The 18573-nt window shown below is 59.5% G+C and carries 20 protein-coding genes; 4 read left to right on the forward strand and 16 right to left on the reverse strand.

From position 1 onward, the window contains the following. Positions 1-68: 68 nt before the first annotated feature. From ACLGGT_RS19290 to ACLGGT_RS19315, 6 genes are all read right to left on the reverse strand, one after another. Positions 69-956, reverse strand: coding sequence for an FAD:protein FMN transferase (locus ACLGGT_RS19290; RefSeq protein ID WP_151979057.1), 888 nt, complete (start codon positions 954-956; stop codon positions 69-71). 219 nt (positions 957-1175) lie between these two features. Next, positions 1176-1487, reverse strand: a complete 312-nt coding sequence (locus tag ACLGGT_RS19295; protein WP_254700149.1) for a VanZ family protein — start codon at positions 1485-1487, stop codon at positions 1176-1178. A gap of 67 nt (positions 1488-1554) precedes the next feature. Then, positions 1555-1797 (reverse strand): zf-TFIIB domain-containing protein, encoded by a 243-nt coding sequence (locus ACLGGT_RS19300; protein WP_008282315.1) that lies wholly within the window; start codon positions 1795-1797, stop codon positions 1555-1557. Between the two features lie 82 nt (positions 1798-1879). Next, positions 1880-2287: a universal stress protein gene (locus tag ACLGGT_RS19305; RefSeq protein WP_081506419.1), complete on the reverse strand. Its 408-nt coding sequence runs from the start codon at positions 2285-2287 to the stop codon at positions 1880-1882. Between the two features lie 77 nt (positions 2288-2364). After that, positions 2365-2652 carry a DUF5665 domain-containing protein gene (locus tag ACLGGT_RS19310; protein ID WP_008282317.1) on the reverse strand — a complete coding sequence of 96 codons (288 nt, stop codon included), beginning with the start codon at positions 2650-2652 and terminating at the stop codon, positions 2365-2367. Continuing rightward, positions 2649-2969 (reverse strand): antibiotic biosynthesis monooxygenase family protein, encoded by a 321-nt coding sequence (locus tag ACLGGT_RS19315; RefSeq protein WP_437197280.1) that lies wholly within the window; start codon positions 2967-2969, stop codon positions 2649-2651. The genes ACLGGT_RS19310 and ACLGGT_RS19315 overlap by 4 nt, the downstream gene beginning before the upstream one ends. 112 nt (positions 2970-3081) lie before the next feature. Here ACLGGT_RS19315 and ACLGGT_RS19320 point away from each other — a divergent pair, with 112 nt between their 5' ends. After that, a complete protein-coding gene (locus tag ACLGGT_RS19320; protein WP_437197281.1) occupies positions 3082-3741 on the forward strand; it encodes a hypothetical protein in 660 nt (219 codons plus the stop codon). Positions 3742-3768: 27 nt separating this feature from the next. Here the strand turns inward: ACLGGT_RS19320 and ACLGGT_RS19325 are convergent, their stop codons facing one another. The 4 genes from ACLGGT_RS19325 to fabD all read right to left on the reverse strand — a co-directional run bounded on the left by ACLGGT_RS19325 (position 3769) and on the right by fabD (position 8472). Beyond that, the gene (locus tag ACLGGT_RS19325; protein WP_437197282.1) at positions 3769-6057 is read right to left on the reverse strand and encodes a glycosyl hydrolase family 28-related protein; all 2289 of its coding nucleotides are present in this window, start codon (positions 6055-6057) and stop codon (positions 3769-3771) included. A gap of 233 nt (positions 6058-6290) precedes the next feature. Then, positions 6291-6524, reverse strand: coding sequence for an acyl carrier protein (locus ACLGGT_RS19330; RefSeq protein ID WP_008282321.1), 234 nt, complete (start codon positions 6522-6524; stop codon positions 6291-6293). A gap of 230 nt (positions 6525-6754) precedes the next feature. Beyond that, a complete protein-coding gene (gene fabG, locus ACLGGT_RS19335; RefSeq protein ID WP_008282322.1) occupies positions 6755-7492 on the reverse strand; it encodes a 3-oxoacyl-[acyl-carrier-protein] reductase in 738 nt (245 codons plus the stop codon). A 32-nt stretch (positions 7493-7524) separates the two neighbouring features. Next, positions 7525-8472 carry an ACP S-malonyltransferase gene (gene fabD, locus ACLGGT_RS19340; protein WP_437197283.1) on the reverse strand — a complete coding sequence of 316 codons (948 nt, stop codon included), beginning with the start codon at positions 8470-8472 and terminating at the stop codon, positions 7525-7527. Between the two features lie 204 nt (positions 8473-8676). Between fabD and ACLGGT_RS19345 the strand changes: the two genes are divergently transcribed. Further along, the gene (locus ACLGGT_RS19345; RefSeq protein WP_437197284.1) at positions 8677-9888 is read left to right on the forward strand and encodes a cytochrome b/b6 domain-containing protein; all 1212 of its coding nucleotides are present in this window, start codon (positions 8677-8679) and stop codon (positions 9886-9888) included. Here ACLGGT_RS19345 and ACLGGT_RS19350 read toward each other — a convergent pair. The 5 genes from ACLGGT_RS19350 to ACLGGT_RS19370 form a co-directional block, all read right to left on the reverse strand. Further along, positions 9885-10037, reverse strand: a complete 153-nt coding sequence (locus ACLGGT_RS19350; RefSeq protein ID WP_081508537.1) for a Trm112 family protein — start codon at positions 10035-10037, stop codon at positions 9885-9887. The genes ACLGGT_RS19345 and ACLGGT_RS19350 overlap by 4 nt on opposite strands. Positions 10038-10074: 37 nt before the next feature. Continuing rightward, complete coding sequence (locus tag ACLGGT_RS19355; protein ID WP_081506425.1) at positions 10075-10722, reverse strand: LON peptidase substrate-binding domain-containing protein; 648 nt, start codon at positions 10720-10722, stop codon at positions 10075-10077. 26 nt (positions 10723-10748) lie between these two features. After that, a complete protein-coding gene (locus ACLGGT_RS19360; RefSeq protein ID WP_151979049.1) occupies positions 10749-11666 on the reverse strand; it encodes a thioredoxin family protein in 918 nt (305 codons plus the stop codon). Between the two features lie 52 nt (positions 11667-11718). After that, entirely contained in the window at positions 11719-12507 is a 789-nt protein-coding gene (locus ACLGGT_RS19365) for an exodeoxyribonuclease III (protein WP_437197285.1), read from the reverse strand. 229 nt (positions 12508-12736) lie between these two features. Continuing rightward, on the reverse strand, positions 12737-13423 hold the full coding sequence (locus ACLGGT_RS19370) for a response regulator transcription factor (protein WP_081506428.1): 687 nt from the start codon (positions 13421-13423) through the stop codon (positions 12737-12739). 156 nt (positions 13424-13579) lie between these two features. Between ACLGGT_RS19370 and ribA the strand changes: the two genes are divergently transcribed. Next, positions 13580-14668 carry a GTP cyclohydrolase II gene (gene ribA / locus ACLGGT_RS19375; protein WP_437197287.1) on the forward strand — a complete coding sequence of 363 codons (1089 nt, stop codon included), beginning with the start codon at positions 13580-13582 and terminating at the stop codon, positions 14666-14668. Between the two features lie 13 nt (positions 14669-14681). Here ribA and ACLGGT_RS19380 read toward each other — a convergent pair whose 3' ends face one another. Further along, positions 14682-16289, reverse strand: coding sequence for a peptide chain release factor 3 (locus ACLGGT_RS19380; RefSeq protein ID WP_437197288.1), 1608 nt, complete (start codon positions 16287-16289; stop codon positions 14682-14684). A 465-nt stretch (positions 16290-16754) separates the two neighbouring features. On the opposite strand from ACLGGT_RS19380, the gene ACLGGT_RS19385 reads away from it, so the two are divergent. Beyond that, positions 16755-18554 (forward strand): type I secretion protein, encoded by a 1800-nt coding sequence (locus tag ACLGGT_RS19385; RefSeq protein ID WP_437197289.1) that lies wholly within the window; start codon positions 16755-16757, stop codon positions 18552-18554. The last annotated feature ends 19 nt before the right edge of the window (positions 18555-18573 follow it).

Consider the following 18573-nt stretch of genomic DNA (forward strand, 5'->3'; position numbering starts at 1 on the left):
CGATCAACAAGCCCGAAACAAGGCTTGACCATGTGACCAACAGACCCTGACAGCCCGCAACAGCCGCCTCAGCGGATCATTTCGATGCGTGCGCCCGGAAATTGCGCCACGACCGCAAGGGTCTCTTCGCGCGGGATGAGCGCAAGCGCGGTCGACAGGCCATCCGCAACAGCAGCTCTGGGTGCTGAGACTGTGACGATGGAGTGAAAAGGCGTATGCCCGTCGGGGCAGACAACGTGATCCCCCCCACCGGGGCGAAGCCCGCCAAACGGTCGCGTTGTAGACACAGCCCGGTTGCGCAGAACGATGTGATCCTCATAGGCCCCGTCCGTGGCAAAGATCCGCGCCTGCCACGGCCTGTGCAAGGGACACTGGCCAATACCCTGCAATTCCCCAATATCAAGCATCACATCCGTCAAGCCACGGGCACGCATGAGGTCGGCGATCTTGTCGTTGATATAGCCCTGAGCGATACCATTCAGCGTCAGCGCCATGCCTGTCTTGGCAAAACAGATTTCGCGCGGGTCAATGTAAACCTTGTCCCAGCCAATCAACCCAAAAACCTTGGCGCGCGCGTGTCCAAATGTGCCGACCTCAAGCAGAGGCAGAACCGTGGGATCAAACACACCGCCCGATGCGTGGTGCAGTCGGTCCGCCAATAGCAGCACGTCGAGCAATTCGGGCGGGGGCGCGACCAAACGACCAGAGCGGTTGAGCCAGCTCAAGGAACTGTCGGGGCGAAAGAGGCTGAATATCTGTTCAAGACGCTCCAACTCGGCCTCAATGGCCGCAAAGACTGGGCGCGCCGCGTCAGGGGAAAGACCCGCAATGGCAAGGCGAGCCGGTGCGCCCATGGCGCGACCCTGCCAATGCGCAGTTTGCGCAGCCATGGCGGCAGAGGGGGCCGCAAGAGCGGCAGCAGTAATACTGAGGAAACGGCGGCGGGTCGTGATCATGGCGTTCTCTTTATAAAAATCATTTTCAGGGCAAGACCCTCGTTCGCGATACCCACACCCGAACCACTCATGACACTTGCAAAACGAACACCACACATTGGGCCTGTGTCGACCCTAGGCGGCTTCCAAATGGTGAAACTTGATCGAGGTCAACTTTTGCAGAGCGCAGGAAAAAAAAGATGACTTAAAAGGGTTCTTTTTGCACGTACTGCAAGAGTACTACTGCCGAAAGGCGGGTAAACGTCGACGCAGTATAAGCGCCAAGGCGATTCCCATCGCGGCACCCAGCCCGTCCGCCACGAAATCCGCCCATTCCGCTCCGCGTCCGAAATGCGGCTGAACAATCTCGATCAGGCCGCCATAAGACAAAGCCACAAGCCAAATCAGCGCCCAACTCCGCGGGTGCGCCATCGTGATCGGAATAACCAAAGCGGCAAACGCCACAAGATGCGCCAACTTATCCAGCCCAAGAAGCGGTGAGTGCCCCCCAGTGGAGGGCATCAGAGTTGTAACGCCGATTGCAAGCGTCATCAGGGCCGTCAGGATTTTTACCATTCTTGCGCATAGCCCCAACATCTTGGCGCTTCAAGGGCGCGCGTCAGAAGTCGAAGAGATCCTCAAGAAAGCCGCCACGCTTTTTGCGGGGGCGTTGTCCGCGATCGTCTTGGTCGCGCGACTCGTACGCTGGTGCCGCAGTCGCAGGCGCCGAGGCGGAGCGATCAATGATCTTGTCCAACTCGCCCCGGTCCAACCAGACACCCCGGCACTGTGGACAATAGTCGATCTCGACCCCGGCGCGTTCCGCCAGAACCAGTTGCGTGCCGTCGATTGGACATTGCATGGGCGCTCTCCTTTTGTTGCCTTGTGTGGCATGTGGGGTCGCACCGCTGACGGTGCAACCCAGAGCGCAAACATCCCACCACTCAGCGGATTACATGCACCGCACACGCCGCATGGCGCACCACCTTCGCAGCAGTAGAACCCAGCAAAAGATCCTGCATACCGGGCCGATGGCTGGCAATCACGATACAGTCGGGAGTGTGGGCCTCGGCCCAGTCAAGGATAGTGCGCCCCGAATGCCCCTCTACCACATGGGCAGAGGCATTGGGCAGAGAGGCGGCGATTTCGGCCAGTTCAACCTCGATTGCCTTGCGCGCCTCGTTCACATAGCCTTGGGGCAGATAAGAAATTGCATAGCCCGGCACCTGCTCGATCACATGCAAGAGGCTGATGCGGCCCGTCTCTCCCGCCAAAAGCCGCGCGGCACGTAGCGCTGCATTCGAATCGCGGTCTTGATCAAAGGATACGGGAACCAGAATATGTGCATACATGAGCTGTCCTTTTCTATTGGATAGGCCCATCATCCCCTAGGGGACAGCGCTCTGCCATGATCCAGATCAGGCCCGGTTTAGTTCTGCATGTCGCGCACCTGCGCCGCAATTTGTGCCGCCCAATCGCCAATGATCGGCAAAAACTCGATCTGGCTGAGGGCCCAGATCATCACCGATAAAAGCACCGTTGCCCCCAGCACCGTGCCAAGCCCGGCGGCAAGCCCCCGCACCAAGCTGAAGGCCAACATGCGCGGCACGGAATTGTGGACACGGATAAAGCGATGCGCATTCAGCGTCTGCAATTCGCGGCGCAGGGCTGCCACCTCGCGTGTCAACTCGTCGGTCGGCCTGTTGTCTTGCGTCATCCGAAGGTTGCCACCACGTCATACATGACCGGCTCGAACCCTTTGCAGAGTGCACTGATTTCGCGATTGCGGGCGCGCATCTCATCACTGCGTAGCATCGCCTGAAAATCAGAGCGCGCGCGCCATTGCGAGTAATTGGCGATACGGGTTTGGGCATCGTTGACATGCAGACCCGCAGCAATGAATCCCGGTTGTTGCGAGATAAAGTCACTATATGCGGCGGTCAGCAAATCCATCAGATCCTGGCAGGTGCCCGGCGTCACCTCAAAGGTGGTGAGCACGGTCTGATGGTCGGTGTCGGTGGTGATATGGGGCATGGGAAACCTCCTTTTGGGGGCCAGCCTAGCACGCGCCCCCTGCCCGGTAAATTCCCGGCCCATCTTAACCTGCGCTTTACCCTTTTTAATGAAGGTTAATGCGGAGGTGACGATGCAATTACGCCCGCTCTTTGCAGTGCTGATACTGCCATGGCTCGTCAGCATGGCAGAGGCGGGCGCGTGGCCGCGCGCCAAAGGGCAAACCTTTATCGCGGCAACGGGACAGCTCGATGCGCCCGACGAAACCGGCCTCGCACGGCAGAGCTTTACACTCTATGCCGAATATGGCGCGACAGAGCGGTTGACGCTGGGCGTTGATCTGGGCGGCGACGCGCTGCAAATGACCAAGACCATCGTCTTTGCCCGCTGGCCCGTTGGACGCCCGGCGCGAAAGGTCAAGATCGCGGTCGAATTGGGCTTGGGCGAAGTAGCTGAGCAACGCGCACTGCGTCCCGGAGTGTCGCTTGGGCGGGGGCTGACACTCTGGGGGCGGCACGGTTGGGCGGCGTTTGACGGGCGGGCAGTGATGTTTAGCGGGGGGCAGATGACGCTCGAAAGCGATATCACCCTTGGTCTTGATATCACTGCGCGCGGCAAGGTGATCGCGCAGATCCAAACCGGACAGCCCGCGAAGGGCCAGACCTACGTGCGTTTCGCACCCTCCTATGTGCATGCGACCAAGCCCGGCGCGCACCTGGAATTCGGGCTAATCCTGCCCTTGACAGATGGTGGCGAACGGGGGGTCAAGCTGGGCCTCTGGCGGTCATTCTAACAGCCCATCAGAGGCCCAAAGAACCTGTCAGAGCGGATCGTCGATCCGGATACGCAGCACCACCGATCCCGAAACCGGGCTGGGCCAACGCAGGTTGATCCGATCCCGGTTCGGCCCTTGCTGCGCCTCGAAATAGGGGGCCGCGTACACCACCGCATTCGCTGCATTACGCAGAGGACCGGCAGGAATGACCGCCTCAACCGTCTGCGCCCAAGCGCCGAACGGCAAGCGTGGCGCAGGCTCGACCTCCCAAGTGGCAGTGGCACTTTCCTCAGCGTGCTGCATCACCAGCGGACTGGCGACAGGGATATTGATGTTGTGAAAGCTGTTGTTGGCAAAGGTGACATTGCGCACCCGATCATAGTTGAGATCGGCAAAACTCGTGTCAACCATCTCGACCCGGGTAATGGTGCCAATAGTGCGGAACGTGTTGCCAGTGACGGTCACCCCGTCAAGAAAATGCCCCGCGCCGTGCGGCTTGACCACGATATAGGTGAACCAAGGGGCCATATTGCCGGCCAGAAAAACATTGTCGGTGATGCTGAGCGCGCTGAACGAAAACTCGCTTGCGAATTCGGGCTCGGCATCATGCTCGTTCACCCATTCGATAAAGCAGTTGTCGATGTAATTGCCGCTGACACTGCCGCGATTGTTGATCCGCGTCAGCACAAAACCCGCGACGCGCGCGCCGCCTTGCGAAGTATCCCCCTGAAACACGTGATTGCCAGAGATCAGGGAACTGCTACCCGCAAGCACGGCGAAATGTCGAAACAGAACGCTGCGATTATCGCGGATCTTGAGGTCATTGGCATTGGCATTGAACGCGATGCTGCGCCGCTCGGTCGACAACAGCGGCCCTTCGTCCGAAATGAACTGGCAGCGGTCGATCATCATCCCTTGATCGCCCTCGCCGTGGCTGGTGATGCCGCGATCCTTGGGACGGGTAAAGAAACAGTCACGGAAATGATTGGCAGAGCCCTGCGGCGGCAAGAGCACGCCACTGCAATCCCCCGTGCACTGGAAATCCACTTCTGAGAACACCATGCGCGAGACATCGTCAAAACCGCTGAAATCCAGCAGGTATTTGAACCGCCGGAAGGTAAAGACCTGCGTGCCCGCCGCGTCAAAAAGCGGCTGACTGATGTCGAGCCGCTGTGCCGCCACGTTCTTGGCGCTGACGTAAACCTCGCGGCCCACACCATTGCCCTCAATCAGCGCGCCCACGGGGATATTGGCCACGTCAATCACATTGGTCAGGCGGAGGGGGTTCGCGATGTCATAGCTGGCCTGCGAGGTCACAACATCGGTCGCCCAAGCCGGGCCGCCCCGGATCGTGAACTGGCCATTCTGGATGACGTGGCGCTGGTTATAGGTAGAGCGGTTGTTCACCGCCGCAGCCATATCAACCGGCCCGCGCAGAACCACCTTGCGCCCAGCCAGATCAAGCGTGACGTGATCGGGATTGTTCAAAAGCGCCTGATAGGCCTTTTTAAAGGCCAGTTCGCTATCGCCAAACGCATCAATATAAGCGGGCAGATCATAGTTTTTGGTCAATGCCAGAATGGCCGCATCCGGCATCACGAGCGTGCCCTCGAACCGGATGCGGTTCTGGATCGTGGTGCTTTGCCCAAGGAAATATTGGCCTGCGGGCACGATGATCTCGCGGCCCTGCGCCGCAGTGTCAGCGGCCTCGAAAGCGGCATGATCATCCGTCACCCCATCGCCAATCGCGCCGTAATCACGCACATCGACCGTGCTGAGGATATCGCGCAGGAAAAAGCGGCTGACATCCTCGATGGTGATGTCGTCAATGCGTACCACGCCACCGCTTGGCCCGCTCAGATCAAGACCGAAATGGCCGAAAATAGCAGCGCGCCCCCAAGGCATATCCACGCCGGTGCGCGTGCCCGTGCCTACAATGGCCGTCACCTCGACAACCGCGCCATAGGTGGTCAACGCGACCTGCGGCCCGGTCACCGTCACCCCGGGCAGGGCGGCACCCCCTGCCCCACCGGCAAAGGCCGCGATGCGCACACTCGGCAGATTGCCAGCAATCGCCTTGATCCGCGCTCGGATTTGCAGGTAGCAACCCGGTAGGATCGGCGTTTCGCCCATCGAGCGCAAACGCTGCACAGCCTCGGTCTTTTGCAATTCCAGCGCCCCACCAAAATCCTGATCGGCGGGGACAAAGGCCGCGTCGGCCGCATTGGCATAGGTGTCAGACCCCGGTCGCCCATCGCCGCGCGACCACTGGTCCAGACCGTTTGCAAAGGGGGGCGGCATGAAAACGATGCCGTCGGTGATTGCCTTGTTCATGGATATCCCTTTCCTGTTGCGCGCCGCATGCGGATGCTCGTGGCCAAAGCGATGGGCCAAAGCGGTCGGAAGGGGATGTATCAACGACGTGTTAATCAGGTCTCATGGCACCGTCACGGTGCCTGTAAGACACCAGATTGCGCGTCAGGCACACGCAATTGTGATACGCCTCGCCTGAAACGCAAAAAGCCCTGCCGGATGGCAGGGCTTTCGCCTGTCGCGCGGGGGCGATATCAGGACGCTTCGGTGATGAACTTGACCGCGTCGCCAAAGGTCTGGATTGTATCCGCCGCATCGTCGGGGATCTCAATGCCAAATTCTTCTTCGAATGCCATGACCAGTTCGACGGTGTCGAGACTGTCCGCGCCGAGATCGTCGATGAAAGAGGCTTTGTCGACGACCTTGTCCTCTTCGACACCCAGGTGTTCCACAACGATCTTCTTAACGCGGTCTGCGATATCGCTCATGTCTTGTTCCTCGTTTTGTCTTGGGCTGGTTTGCCCGTTGTCTGCCCCCGCCCAGCCCGGGAAGTGGCGATGATTTTGCCCCAGTGGGCGGTTCTCGACTGCCTTAATACCAAGGCCACCGGGAGAATCCGCATATCCCTCCGGCTAATCTCGGTGGCCTATAGCATATGCGCGGGCAATGGCAAATGCTTTCACTCAGCCCAAAACCGCCACAGCGATCAAGCCGCGGCTCAGTACATCGACATGCCCCCATTCACATGCAATGTAGCCCCCGTGACATAGCCGGCCTCGGGGCTGGCAAGATAGAGAACGGCGGCGGCGATTTCCTCGGCTGTGCCCATGCGGGCCATCGGGATTTGGGCGTTTAGCCCCGCCTTCTGATCGTCGCTCAGCTTATCTGTCATCGGCGTGGCGATAAATCCAGGGGCCACCACATTCGCAGTAATACCCCGGCTGGCCACCTCTGCGGCGATGGATTTGGTCATCCCCACAAGCCCCGCTTTGGCGGCGGAATAATTGGCCTGACCGAGGTTCCCGCTCGCCCCTACGATCGAGCCGATGTTGATGATCCGGCCCCAACGCGCCTTCATCATTGGCCGCACAGCCCCCCGGCAGAGGCGCATCGCGGACGTCAGATTTACATCCAGCACATCGTGCCAGTCCTTGTCAGACATCCGCATGAAGAGTTGATCACGGGTGATGCCAGCATTGTTCACAAGAATGTCGAGCCCGCCCAATGCACCAACGGCCTCTTTTGCAAGCGCCTCAACTGCCTCTGCATCCCCAAGGTTGCAAGGGAGGACATGCGCGCGGCTGCCCAGTTCCGCAGCCAGAGCCTCCAGCGGTTCTACCCGCGTGCCACTCAGCCCGACGGTCGCACCCGCGCCATGCAGAGCACGGGCAATCGCCGCGCCAATGCCACCTGAAGCGCCCGTGACAAGCGCAGATTTCCCTGTCAGATCAAACATGTTCTGTCCTTCCTTGGTAAACGATACGCGGCTCACTTCTCGGTCAGGCTGGCCGCTGCCGCTGTGACTTCATCCGGCGCTCCGATGGTGCGGCAGCTGAGGTCACGCGCGATGCGGCGCACCATACCCGAGAGCGCTTTGCCCGCGCCGATTTCCCAAATTTCGGTGACGCCCTGCACCTCCATGTATTGCACTGACTCGCGCCAACGGACAGAGCCCGTAACTTGCTCAACCAAGAGCGCGCGGATCTCCGCCGGATCTGTCACTGCTTGCGCGCGCACGTTGGCCACGAGCGGCACAGCCGGCGCATGAATTGTGACCTCAGAAAGGGCTTTTGCCATCACATCGGCAGCCGGTGCCATCAACGCGCAATGAAAGGGCGCACTTACCGGCAAGAGCATGGCCCGTTTGGCCCCGCGCGCCTTGGCCAGTTCCACCGCACGCTCTACCGCGCTCTTGTGGCCTGAGACCACCACCTGTGCCGGATCGTTGTCATTCGCGGCTTGGCAAACCTCGCCTTGCGCGGCCTCTTGCGCCACGGCGCGGGCAGTTTCAAAATCAAGCCCCAACAAGGCCGCCATTGCGCCGACGCCAACAGGCACCGCCTGTTGCATCGCCTGCCCTCTGATGCGCAGAAGGCGCGCTGTATCCGCCACGCTGATCGCCCCCGCCGCCGCTAGGGCGGAATATTCCCCCAAAGAATGCCCCGCCACATGGGATGCCGCCGAAGCAAGGTTCACACCTTCTGCCTCAAGCGCCCGCAGCGCGGCAATAGAGGTGGCCATCAGCGCCGGTTGCGCATTTTCGGTCAGGGTCAGCTCGTCTTGCGCGCCCTCCCAGATCAACGCCGAGAGCTTTTGCCCAAGCGCCTCATCCACCTCATCGAACACCGCGCGCGCCGCCGGATAGTTGGCGGCCAAATCCGCGCCCATGCCGATCACCTGCGCGCCCTGCCCCGGAAATACGAATGCTCGGCTCATGGCCTGCCCCTCCCTTGAAAAGTGCCTCCCGATACATCGGCACGCAGGCCAAGGCAACGTATTTGCCCAATTTCACCCGAGTTTGCTCAGGTTTTAAACGGGGCTAGATAGACACGCAAAGACGCAGAGGCCCTGTGCGTGGGCGGCGATTGCGCCCGTGACATATGCCGCTAGAGTGACGCCACAACCATGAGGACATTCGCGATGCAACGCACCAATTCCGCCACCAGCTACGGCAGTATCGCCAAGGGCTTTCACTGGCTCACGGCGCTCTTGATCCTGTCAAACCTGCCACTGGGCTGGTATGCGACCAAGGTCGCCGAGGCGGTGGCAGCGTCCCCAACTGAACCGTTGATCGCGCAGGCTACTTTCCTGTTTTCACTTCACAAAACACTCGGGGTCGCAATTTTCTTTGTGGCGCTGGCCCGTATTCTTTGGGCCATGTCGCAGCCCAAACCCGGATTGCTCAACGGGGATCGCGGACTCGAGGCCTGGGCAGCGGAAACCGCGCATTGGTTGCTCTATGGCTCGCTGGTGCTGGTGCCGCTTTCAGGCTGGGTGCATCACGCTGCAACCTCAGGTTTTGCACCGATCTGGTGGCCATTGGGGCAAAACCTGCCATTGGTGCCCAAGTCTGAGGCCCTGTCCGACCTGGCCTCAACCTTGCATTTTGTGTTTGTGCTGGTCTTGGTGGGTACGATTGCGGCGCATGTGGGCGGCGCTCTCAAACATCACCTGCTGGATGGTGATGCGACACTGCGCCGGATGTTGCCGGGGCGTATGGATGCGATTCCCACCGCGCGGCAACCCAACCCTGTGCTGCCCATGGTTGCCGCCGTGGCGGTTTGGCTTGGTACACTTGGGGGCGCGACAGCGCTTGGCTGGTTCGACACAACACAAACCGGCCCGACCACACTTGCGGCGGTCGAGAGTGACTGGCAGGTCGAAAGCGGCCAATTGCAAGTGACAGTGCAACAAATGGGCTCAGCCGTGACCGGCAGCTTTGAGGAATGGACGGCCGAAATCGCCTATTCCGAAACCCCGGACGCAGATGGCAAACACGGCGATGTTACGGTGACTGTCAGCATCGCCTCTCTCTCGCTTGGCTCGGTCACACAACAGGCGATGGGAGCAGATTTCTTCAACACCGCAGAATTCCCGACTGCGATTTTTGCCGCTGATTTGATGTCTGGTGAAACAGGCCCTGTGGCGCGCGGCACGCTGACCATCCGGGACCAATCTGTGCCCGTCGAGATGCCCTTTGACCTGACCATCACCGGCGATAGCGCCATGGCAATGGGTACGCTTGCCCTCGATCGCCGAAATTTCAACATCGGCAACGGGGTGACGGACGAAAAGTCCTTGGGTTTTGGGGTCGATATGCGCTTTGAGTTGACCGCCACGCGGGGAAATTAATCCAGCCTGCGTGCCTCGTCGATCAGCATAACCGGAATGCCGTTTCGGATCGGAAAGGCAAGACTGGCTCGGCGGCTGATCAATTCCTGCGCTGCCGCGTCATACTCGAGCGTAACATGGGTCTGTGGGCAGATCAGCGCCTCAAGCATGCGCCGGTCAAAGGCCGGGGGGGCGGTGTGTCTTCGGTCACTGCATGATGTCCTCGTTATCGCCGCCGCGCAGCACATATTCGATAAGCGTGATCAGCGTCTCGCGCCGCGTGCTCAGCGATGGCGCCTCAAGCAAGGCTTGCTTGTCCTCCGGCTCAAAGCCCAACAGCATCGAGAGCGAATTGACCAACAACTCATCCTCGGCCTCTTTCAGCGAATCCCAGTCTGTTTGAAGCTCGCGGGCCTCGAAATACCGCGCCAGAAGCCTAAGGAATGCGCGGCGGTCAAAGCCGGGATCACTGTCGACCGGCCCCAAATCACGCTCAAAGCCAGTCCACGACACGCGCGCCCGACGATAGGGTGTAAAGCCCTCAACCTCTTCGAGGACGCGAAACCGCGACAGCCCTGTCAGAGTGATCATATAGCGCCCATCCTCGGTTTCCGAGAATTGCGTCACACGTCCAACGCAGCCAATTGCATGCAGGCCGGTGCCGCCCGCGCGACCCGGGACCCGGTTCGGCTGGATCATTCCGATCAGCCGACCCGGAGTTTTCAACGCATCCTCAAGCATCGCCAGATAGCGAGGCTCGAATAGATGCAACGGTAGACGCGAGCGCGGCAGCAAGAGCGCACCGGGCAGCGGAAAGACGGGGATGATCTCTGGAAGATCGAGCTTGTGTGTCATGCCGCTAACCTAGCCCGTGCATAGGTTCAGGCAAATATCATCGAACTCAATTTCCGCCGCCCACTCAGCAAGACCGGATCATTCGGTTTGAGCGCCTCGAAGATGGTGAAAAGCTGGGTCTTGGCCGCGCCATCATTCCACTCACGATCCCGCCGAAATAGATCAAGCAATTCATCCACCGCCTCTTGCGCCTGCCCGTTGGCATAAAGCGCCTGCGCGAGATCAAATCGTGCCTGAAGGTTCGCGGGGTCTGCCTCAACGGCGGCGCGCAGCTCGTTGACAGGTCCGGCATCTTGCGCCTGACGTGCCAGTGCCAGTTGCGCATGGGCGGCGTCAATTTCAGGGGCGTGGCTGATTTCTGCCGGGGCACCGTTTAGGATCGCTTCGGCCTGATCCAACTCGCCTAGCGCCATATGGGCACGGGCAAGGCCCGCGTAGCCCCGCGCATTCAGCGGGTCCTCTTGCAGAATTGCGGCATAGGTCTGCGCCGCATCGGCCACAGCGCCGGTTTCAAGCATCTCGTCGGCGGCATCAAGCGCCTCGTCCAAACCATCCTCAGGCTCGCCCCCGGCGGCTGCAATAACGCGCGCGACGAACGCCTCGATCTCTGACGGAGGCACGGCACCCTGAAAACCGTCAATCGGCTGGCCCTGCCAAAAGGCATAGACGGTTGGAATCGATTGAACCCGCATCTGGCCTGCAATCATCTGGTTCTGATCGACATTGATCTTGGCCATTTTGACCGCACCGTTGGCGCGGGTCACCGCAGCCTCAAGCGCCGGACCAAGCGTTTTGCAAGGACCGCACCACGGGGCCCAGAAATCGACGATCACCGGCACGGTTTGCGATGCGTCCACGACATCCGCCATGAAGCTGGCCTCGGACACATCCTTGATCAGGTCGCCCGCCGCGGGGGCACTTTTGGTTTTACCCAGTTCCAGCATGTTCAGCCTCCTTAAGAGATTTGCCCCCTATATGAGGGCGTGGCGGGCGGAGTCAAAGATCAAATGTTGCGAACACCGGCGCGTGATCCGAAGGTTGCTCCCAGCCTCGCGCGCCACGCAGGATGCGGCTGGAATGCGCCGAAGTGGCGATGTCGTCTGTGGCCCAGACATGATCAAGCCGGCGCCCTTTATCCGCGGCGTCCCAATCGGCTGCGCGATAGGACCACCAGCTATAAAGCTGCCCCTCGGGAATGTCGGCGCGCGTAACATCCTGCCAACCGCCCGCCGCCATCACCGCGCTCAGATGATCCACTTCAACAGGGGTGTGGCTTACGATTTTGAGCAGTTGCTTATGATTCCAAACATCATCCTCGCGCGGGGCGATGTTGAGATCCCCCACAAGGATCGCCTTTTCGGGACGGCTGTCGCGGAACCAATCGCGCATGCCCGTCAGATAATCGAGCTTCTGGCCGAATTTGTCATTCACCGCCCGGTCAGGCACATCGCCCCCTGCAGGCACGTAAAAATTGTGGATCACAACACCATTTTCCAGCCGGCCCGCAATGTGCCTTGCATGGCCGAGATCCGCAAAGTCCATCGCGCCGACCTCTTCGATGGGCAATTTGGACAGGATCGCCACTCCGTTGTAGCCCTTTTGCCCACGGGCGACGACATGGGCATAGCCAAGGGCGGCAAAGCCCTCGAGCGGCATCTTATCAACCGGGCTTTTGCATTCCTGAAGGCAGAGGATATCAGGCCCCTCTTCCTGCATCAGGCGCGCCACCAGTCCTTCACGCAGACGCACTGAATTGATGTTCCATGTGGCGAGGGTAAAGGACATCTGGCATCTCCCGTGCGGATTCGCCGGGACACTAAAGCGATGCGTCCAAGGATTCCAGCCGCGATTGCCCCAGACAGAGCCGAGCGCCAGAACAAAAAGAAACCCCGGCACAGGGGCCGGGGCAGTCCAACAGGGAGGTTCATGTGTGTAACCGCACACATAACGGATAATAGCAGATTAAAGCTCAACCGCAGATACGACTTTGATCTTGGTCAAAGAACCGTGCCTTTTAGACAACAAGCCGATAGCCGCCCGATTCCGTCACCAAAAGCCGCGCATTTCCGGGATCGGGTTCGATCTTTTGACGCAGCCGGTAGATATGCGTCTCAAGAGTATGGGTCGTAACCCCCGCGTTATAGCCCCAAACCTCGTGCAACAGGATATCGCGCGGAACCACGCCTTCCGTCGCACGATACAGAAACTTAAGGATATTTGTTTCCTTTTCCGTCAACCTTACCTTGCGATCATCTTCGGTGATCAGCATCTTCATCGCCGGTTTGAACGTATAGGGTCCAAGCTGGAACACAGCGTCTTCAGACTGCTCATGCTGACGCAATTGCGCACGGATACGGGCCAGCAGTACCGGGAACTTGAAAGGTTTGGTGATATAGTCATTGGCCCCGGCATCAAGCCCAAGGATCGTGTCCGCGTCACCGTCATGCCCGGTGAGCATCAGAATCGGTGCCTTGATTCCCTGCTTGCGCATCAGGCGACACAGTTCGCGCCCATCAGTATCCGGAAGCCCCACGTCCAAGATCACAAGGTCATAGATCATGTCCTTGACCTTGCTCAGCGCAGAGGTACCGCTTGACGCCTCGAAGACGTCGAAATCCTCGGTCATGACCAACTGTTCGCCAAGCGCCTCGCGCAGGTCGTCGTCATCATCCACGAGAAGAATTTTTTTGACTTGTCCCATCTCGGTTTCCTCTTGTTTCGTCGAACATGCGGTACAAGCAGCGTCGCGGCAAGATGTGCAACATTCCACTCACGCCCTAGTGTTGCGGCGCGAGCGTTTCTTTCCATTCATTACAAAAGACTATATCACGGTTGGACTGATAAACAGGAGCCCCGCATGAGCCTTGCACCGGATCTCACTGAAATTGCCGCGCGCGCACGCAGCGATCTGCGCATGGGCGTGCCCGTGGTGCTAAGCGGGCGCGGAGGTGCGGCACTCATCATGGCGGCCGAAACGCTTGAGGCGCAGCGGCTTGCGGATCTGCGGGCATTGGGCGGCACTCCGGTTCTGGCGATTACTGCGCGCCGGGCCACCACGCTCAAGGCGCGGGCCTATGATGATGATCTCGCGCGCGTTATTCTTCCGCCCGATGTCTCTCTGGGATGGATCTTGTCGGTTGCGGACCCGGCGGATGATCTCAAAAGCCCGATGAAAGGCCCGCTGACCTCCGAGCGCGGGGGCGCGGTCGATCTACACCGGCTGGCGCTGAGCCTTGTGAAATCGTCGCGGCTTTTGCCCGCCGCCTTGGTGCTGCCACTAACGGAGGGCGTGGAATTCGCGCGCCGTCATGGGCTGACCCTGCTTGATACAGCCGCGGCACCGCAACTCGAACTGACAAGCCCGCTGCATCCGGTGGTCAGCGCGCGCCTGCCGCTTGCCGTGTCAGAGGCGGGGCGTCTGCATATCTTTCGCCCCGAGGATGGTGGCGAGGAACATTACGCCATCGAAATCGGTCAACCTGACCGCGCCGTGCCCGTGCTGGCACGGCTGCATTCCGCCTGTTTCACCGGCGACCTGATGGGAAGCCTGAAATGCGATTGCGGACCTCAGCTGCGCGGCGCTCTGGCGCAGATGGGGGCCGAAGGTGCCGGCGTGCTGCTGTATCTCAACCAAGAGGGGCGCGGCATTGGCCTTGCCAACAAGATGCGTGCCTACAGCTTGCAGGATCAGGGGTTCGACACGGTCGAAGCCAATCATCGCCTTGGGTTTGAAGATGACGAACGCGATTTCCGCATCGGTGCGCGCATCCTGTCGCTGATGGGCTTTTCCTCGGTGCGGCTTCTTACCAACAATCCCGCCAAGATCGCGATGATGGAGCAGAACGGCATCAACGTGATCGAGCGTGTGCCGCTGAAACTGGGCGAGAACACGCATAATCATCACTATCTCGCGACCAAGGCCGCGAAATCGGGGCATATGCTCTAGGCCAAGGCGACCTTTAGACCATCATCTCTTTGGTCGCGGTCAGCGTGACATCTGGATAGTCGCGCGCAACCCGATCAATGTCCCACTGCAGGCGCGTAAGATAGACGATGTCGCCATCATTATCATGGGCGATATGTTGCTTGTTGGCAGCAGTGAATTTTTCGACCGCCAGCTTGTCGCCAGATACCCAACGGGCCGAGGTGAACTGAGAGCCCTCAAACCGCACTGGGAGACCATATTCCAGCTCGATCCGGCTGGCCAGCACCTCGAATTGCAGCGCCCCCACCACGCCCACAATAAAGCCAGAGCCAAAAGCAGGCTTGAACACCTTGGCGGCACCTTCTTCGGCGAATTGCATCAGCGCCTTTTCCAGATGCTTGGCTTTCATCGGATCACCTGCCCGCGCCTGCTGCAAAAGCTCTGGCGCAAAGGATGGGATGCCGGTCACGCGCAGCGCTTCCCCTTCGGTCAGCGTATCCCCGATACGCAACTGGCCATGGTTGGGGATACCGATGATGTCCCCAGCCCAAGCCTCTTCGGCCAATTCACGGTCCGCCGCCAGAAAGAGCACCGGTGCCGAGACGGTGATAGGTTTCTTCGAGCGCACATGCGTCAGCTTCATGCCGCGTTTGAAATGCCCCGAGGCGAGGCGGACAAAGGCCACACGGTCGCGATGCTTGGGGTCCATATTGGCCTGCACCTTAAAGACAAAGCCGGTCACGGCAGTTTCTTCGGGGGCAATCGCACGCGGAGTGGCCTTTTGCACCTGCGGCTCGGGGCCATAGGCGCCAATGCCATCCATCAATTCCTTGACGCCAAACGAGTTGATCGCTGAGCCGAACCAAATGGGCGTCATATGGCCCTCTAACACCGACTGCGGATCGAGCGCGGGCAAAAGTTCGCGCGCCATTTCGATTTCCTCGCGCAGCTTGGCGATAAGGTTTGCGGGCACATGCTGCGCCAGTTTCGGATCATCAAGCCCGTCGATCTTGATCGACTCTGCCACTTTGTTACGGTCGGCGCGGTCCATCAGTTCCAGACGGTTGTTCAGCATGTCATAACAGCCGACAAAATCGCGCCCCATACCGATGGGCCAACTTGCCGGGGTTACGTCAATGGCAAGGTTCTGCTGGATTTCATCAATGATCTCGAACGTATCGCGCGCTTCACGGTCCATCTTGTTACAAAAGGTCAGGATCGGCAAATCGCGCAACCGGCAGACCTCGAACAGCTTCTGCGTTTGACTTTCAACGCCCTTGGCCCCGTCGATCACCATGACGGCCGCATCGACGGCGGTCAGGGTGCGATAGGTATCTTCGGAAAAGTCCGAGTGGCCGGGCGTGTCTACAAGGTTGAACCGGAACCGACCAAAATCAAACGACATGGCCGAGGCCGACACAGAAATGCCCCGGTCCTTCTCCATCTGCATGAAGTCAGAGCGCGTGCGCCGCGCCTCTCCCTTGGCACGCACCTGCCCGGCCATCTGAATGGCGCCCCCGTACAAGAGGAACTTCTCGGTCAGCGTCGTCTTGCCCGCATCTGGATGCGAAATGATCGCAAACGTGCGGCGGCGGGCAATCTCAGCCGGAAGATCGGGGCGGTTTGAAAGAGTATCCAACATGGCGCCGGATATAGAGGCGCGGCGGGGGCGGCGCAATACGGGGTGTTGAGGGTATCGAACGCCGATAAACCCCAGATGATTCTCTGAATGCTGGCGTCGGGCACCAAGCGCGGCGGCAAAAATGTCTCACCCGTGCATCTGGCGGCTCAATCAGCGTTCAATTTGGCAACCAACCGGTCGGCCACATTCATTGACCTGTTTTTGATACATTTTTTAGCGTGACGGCACCCAGCATGCAGTTCGGTCATCCGTGCCGAGGGGCAGGAAAATGCAACATTCGGACCAAGCTCGCAAATATGGTTAACACCCTATCCGGAAGCATCGCCTATCCGGCGGAGTAGTATCATAAATCCCTGTTTTCTTTAGAAATTCCAAGGACTGCGAGAGTTTTCGCCACCTTGGTACGGACCATCCAAACCGAAGAACGGCACGCTCTGGCGGCAAATATCGATGCCGGGGGTTTGAATGCCATTTACGATTTCAGCGGGTTACTTGTCCGATACGACCTTTACACAGGCGCATTTCGGCGGCAACGCGCTTGCCCTGAGGGACCGCGTTGGGGACGAGGGCACCTATGATGACGTTGCCCGCACACTTGGCGTGGAACATATCCGCTACCCCGGCGGCAGCCTAACCGAGTATTACTTCGACATCCGCAACCCGGATAACGATATCGTGGTCAACTCCGAGACCGGCGAAGCAACATCATTTCTGCCGATCAGCGATGCTCTGGGCTTTGCCGAGGAAGAGGGGATCGCAGTCACGATCGTTCTGCCCACGCGGCACTTTCTCAGCACCGAGGTAGACGCAGAGGGCAATCGCTTGCCCGATATCGACGAACCCGCGCTGCGCAGCTTCCTGCAGGATGTGTTCGACGGACGCTACGGAGCCGCAGATATTCAGGCCATCGAAATTGGCAATGAATATTGGGGCAGCGGTGGCATGAACACCTTTGAATATGGCCGCCTCGCCTCGGAAATGGCCGTCATCGTCAAGGACGAAATCCGCAGCCACCCCGACGCGGAGCATCTCTCGGAAACCGATATTCTGGTCCAGATGGGCACGAATTATGGCCGGTTCGCTCTTTCAAACCTGTTTTCAGGAACCGGAGAAGATCAACTTGCCGAGCTCAATGAAACATATGACCTGAACCTTTCGGAAAACGAATACATCTATTCCTCTGGCGATGTGGCTTGGGCCAAGGTCGCCAATGCCATCATCCTCAACGAGTTCGACACCGTCGCAGAGCAAAGCGCCATCGACGGCGTTGTTGCCCATATCTACTCCAAGGGGGCCGACACCCCCAACAGCCGTTATTTCGAACTGTCGCAGATTGCCGACACCTGGCTCAAGGAAATGCCGGGGCTGGATATCTATGCAACTGAATGGAACCTGAAACGCTCGGTGTCCGAGGACCCACAAGAAGAGTTCGGCCTGAAACAAGCGCATGAGATGCTCAATGTGCTTGAGGCGTTTTCTTGGGGCGGTGTCGATGCGGCACATGTATGGCCCCTCCAGATGAATAGCCGCACGGGTCTGGCTGATGGCGAAGGCGATGCAGATATCCGTGTACCCGGCGAAATGTTCCGCCTGTTGAACGAAACCTTGCCTGGCACCCGCCCTCTCGGCCTTGCAGGAAGCGAAGGGCGCGAGACGGAGCTGTCGGGCGAAACAGCGGATGTGCATGTGTTCTATGCCCCGGATCGCCTGGTCACGTTCCTTGCCTCGACCAGCGACCAACCCAGCGAAGAGGTCGTGGACTTTATGAGCATCCTGCGCGATTTGGGCGACGTTACGATCACGCGCCTAGGCGTGGCTGAGGGCGAAAACCCAAGCGAGTCCACTGCCGAACCCGTTGTGACCAACGAGAACCCACAAGACCTGATCGAGGACGGCATCCTGATCGCAGACCTTGCGCCCTACGAGATCCTGATGATCGAGATGCTCAACCCCGTCTTTACCGCCGAACTGGCCCGTATGGTCGCCGACACCCCCGAGGAGTCAGACGAAATCGACGTCGAGGAAAGCGACAATCAGGTCGTCGACAATGTCCTCAACTTCGCAGATTTCTTCCAATCCGGCAGTTCAGGATCCGGCAGCAGCGAGAGCTTGATCCCGACAACGCCCCCCGCCGAAGAGCCAGAGGATGCCCCAGACTCCGCAGCCGCAGCCGGCGATGCCGATGACAGCGGTGGCGGTGGCGGCGATTTCGGTTTTGGGGCCTTGGCGCTCGCGTTTCTGCCGATCCTGCTGTTGGCGGCCTGATCCAAGGGGCCGCAGCGCG

The organism is Roseovarius sp. MS2 (assembly GCF_051447875.1).
Classification (GTDB): Bacteria; Pseudomonadota; Alphaproteobacteria; order Rhodobacterales; family Rhodobacteraceae; genus Roseovarius; species Roseovarius mucosus_A.

Bases quoted from the DNA above. Each gene is read 5' to 3' on its own strand.
- ACLGGT_RS19290 (WP_151979057.1), bottom strand. From the start codon at position 956: ATGATCACGACCCGCCGCCGTTTCCTCAGTATTACTGCTGCCGCTCTT.
- ACLGGT_RS19295 (WP_254700149.1), bottom strand. From the start codon at position 1,487: ATGACGCTTGCAATCGGCGTTACAACTCTGATGCCCTCCACTGGGGGG.
- ACLGGT_RS19300 (WP_008282315.1), bottom strand. From the start codon at position 1,797: ATGCAATGTCCAATCGACGGCACGCAACTGGTTCTGGCGGAACGCGCC.
- ACLGGT_RS19305 (WP_081506419.1), bottom strand. From the start codon at position 2,287: ATGTATGCACATATTCTGGTTCCCGTATCCTTTGATCAAGACCGCGAT.
- ACLGGT_RS19310 (WP_008282317.1), bottom strand. From the start codon at position 2,652: ATGACGCAAGACAACAGGCCGACCGACGAGTTGACACGCGAGGTGGCA.
- ACLGGT_RS19315 (WP_437197280.1), bottom strand. From the start codon at position 2,969: ATGCCCCATATCACCACCGACACCGACCATCAGACCGTGCTCACCACC.
- ACLGGT_RS19320 (WP_437197281.1), top strand. From the start codon at position 3,082: ATGCAATTACGCCCGCTCTTTGCAGTGCTGATACTGCCATGGCTCGTC.
- ACLGGT_RS19325 (WP_437197282.1), bottom strand. From the start codon at position 6,057: ATGAACAAGGCAATCACCGACGGCATCGTTTTCATGCCGCCCCCCTTT.
- ACLGGT_RS19330 (WP_008282321.1), bottom strand. From the start codon at position 6,524: ATGAGCGATATCGCAGACCGCGTTAAGAAGATCGTTGTGGAACACCTG.
- fabG (WP_008282322.1), bottom strand. From the start codon at position 7,492: ATGTTTGATCTGACAGGGAAATCTGCGCTTGTCACGGGCGCTTCAGGT.
- fabD (WP_437197283.1), bottom strand. From the start codon at position 8,472: ATGAGCCGAGCATTCGTATTTCCGGGGCAGGGCGCGCAGGTGATCGGC.
- ACLGGT_RS19345 (WP_437197284.1), top strand. From the start codon at position 8,677: ATGCAACGCACCAATTCCGCCACCAGCTACGGCAGTATCGCCAAGGGC.
- ACLGGT_RS19350 (WP_081508537.1), bottom strand. From the start codon at position 10,037: ATGCTTGAGGCGCTGATCTGCCCACAGACCCATGTTACGCTCGAGTAT.
- ACLGGT_RS19355 (WP_081506425.1), bottom strand. From the start codon at position 10,722: ATGACACACAAGCTCGATCTTCCAGAGATCATCCCCGTCTTTCCGCTG.
- ACLGGT_RS19360 (WP_151979049.1), bottom strand. From the start codon at position 11,666: ATGCTGGAACTGGGTAAAACCAAAAGTGCCCCCGCGGCGGGCGACCTG.
- ACLGGT_RS19365 (WP_437197285.1), bottom strand. From the start codon at position 12,507: ATGTCCTTTACCCTCGCCACATGGAACATCAATTCAGTGCGTCTGCGT.
- ACLGGT_RS19370 (WP_081506428.1), bottom strand. From the start codon at position 13,423: ATGGGACAAGTCAAAAAAATTCTTCTCGTGGATGATGACGACGACCTG.
- ribA (WP_437197287.1), top strand. From the start codon at position 13,580: ATGAGCCTTGCACCGGATCTCACTGAAATTGCCGCGCGCGCACGCAGC.
- ACLGGT_RS19380 (WP_437197288.1), bottom strand. From the start codon at position 16,289: ATGTTGGATACTCTTTCAAACCGCCCCGATCTTCCGGCTGAGATTGCC.
- ACLGGT_RS19385 (WP_437197289.1), top strand. From the start codon at position 16,755: ATGCCATTTACGATTTCAGCGGGTTACTTGTCCGATACGACCTTTACA.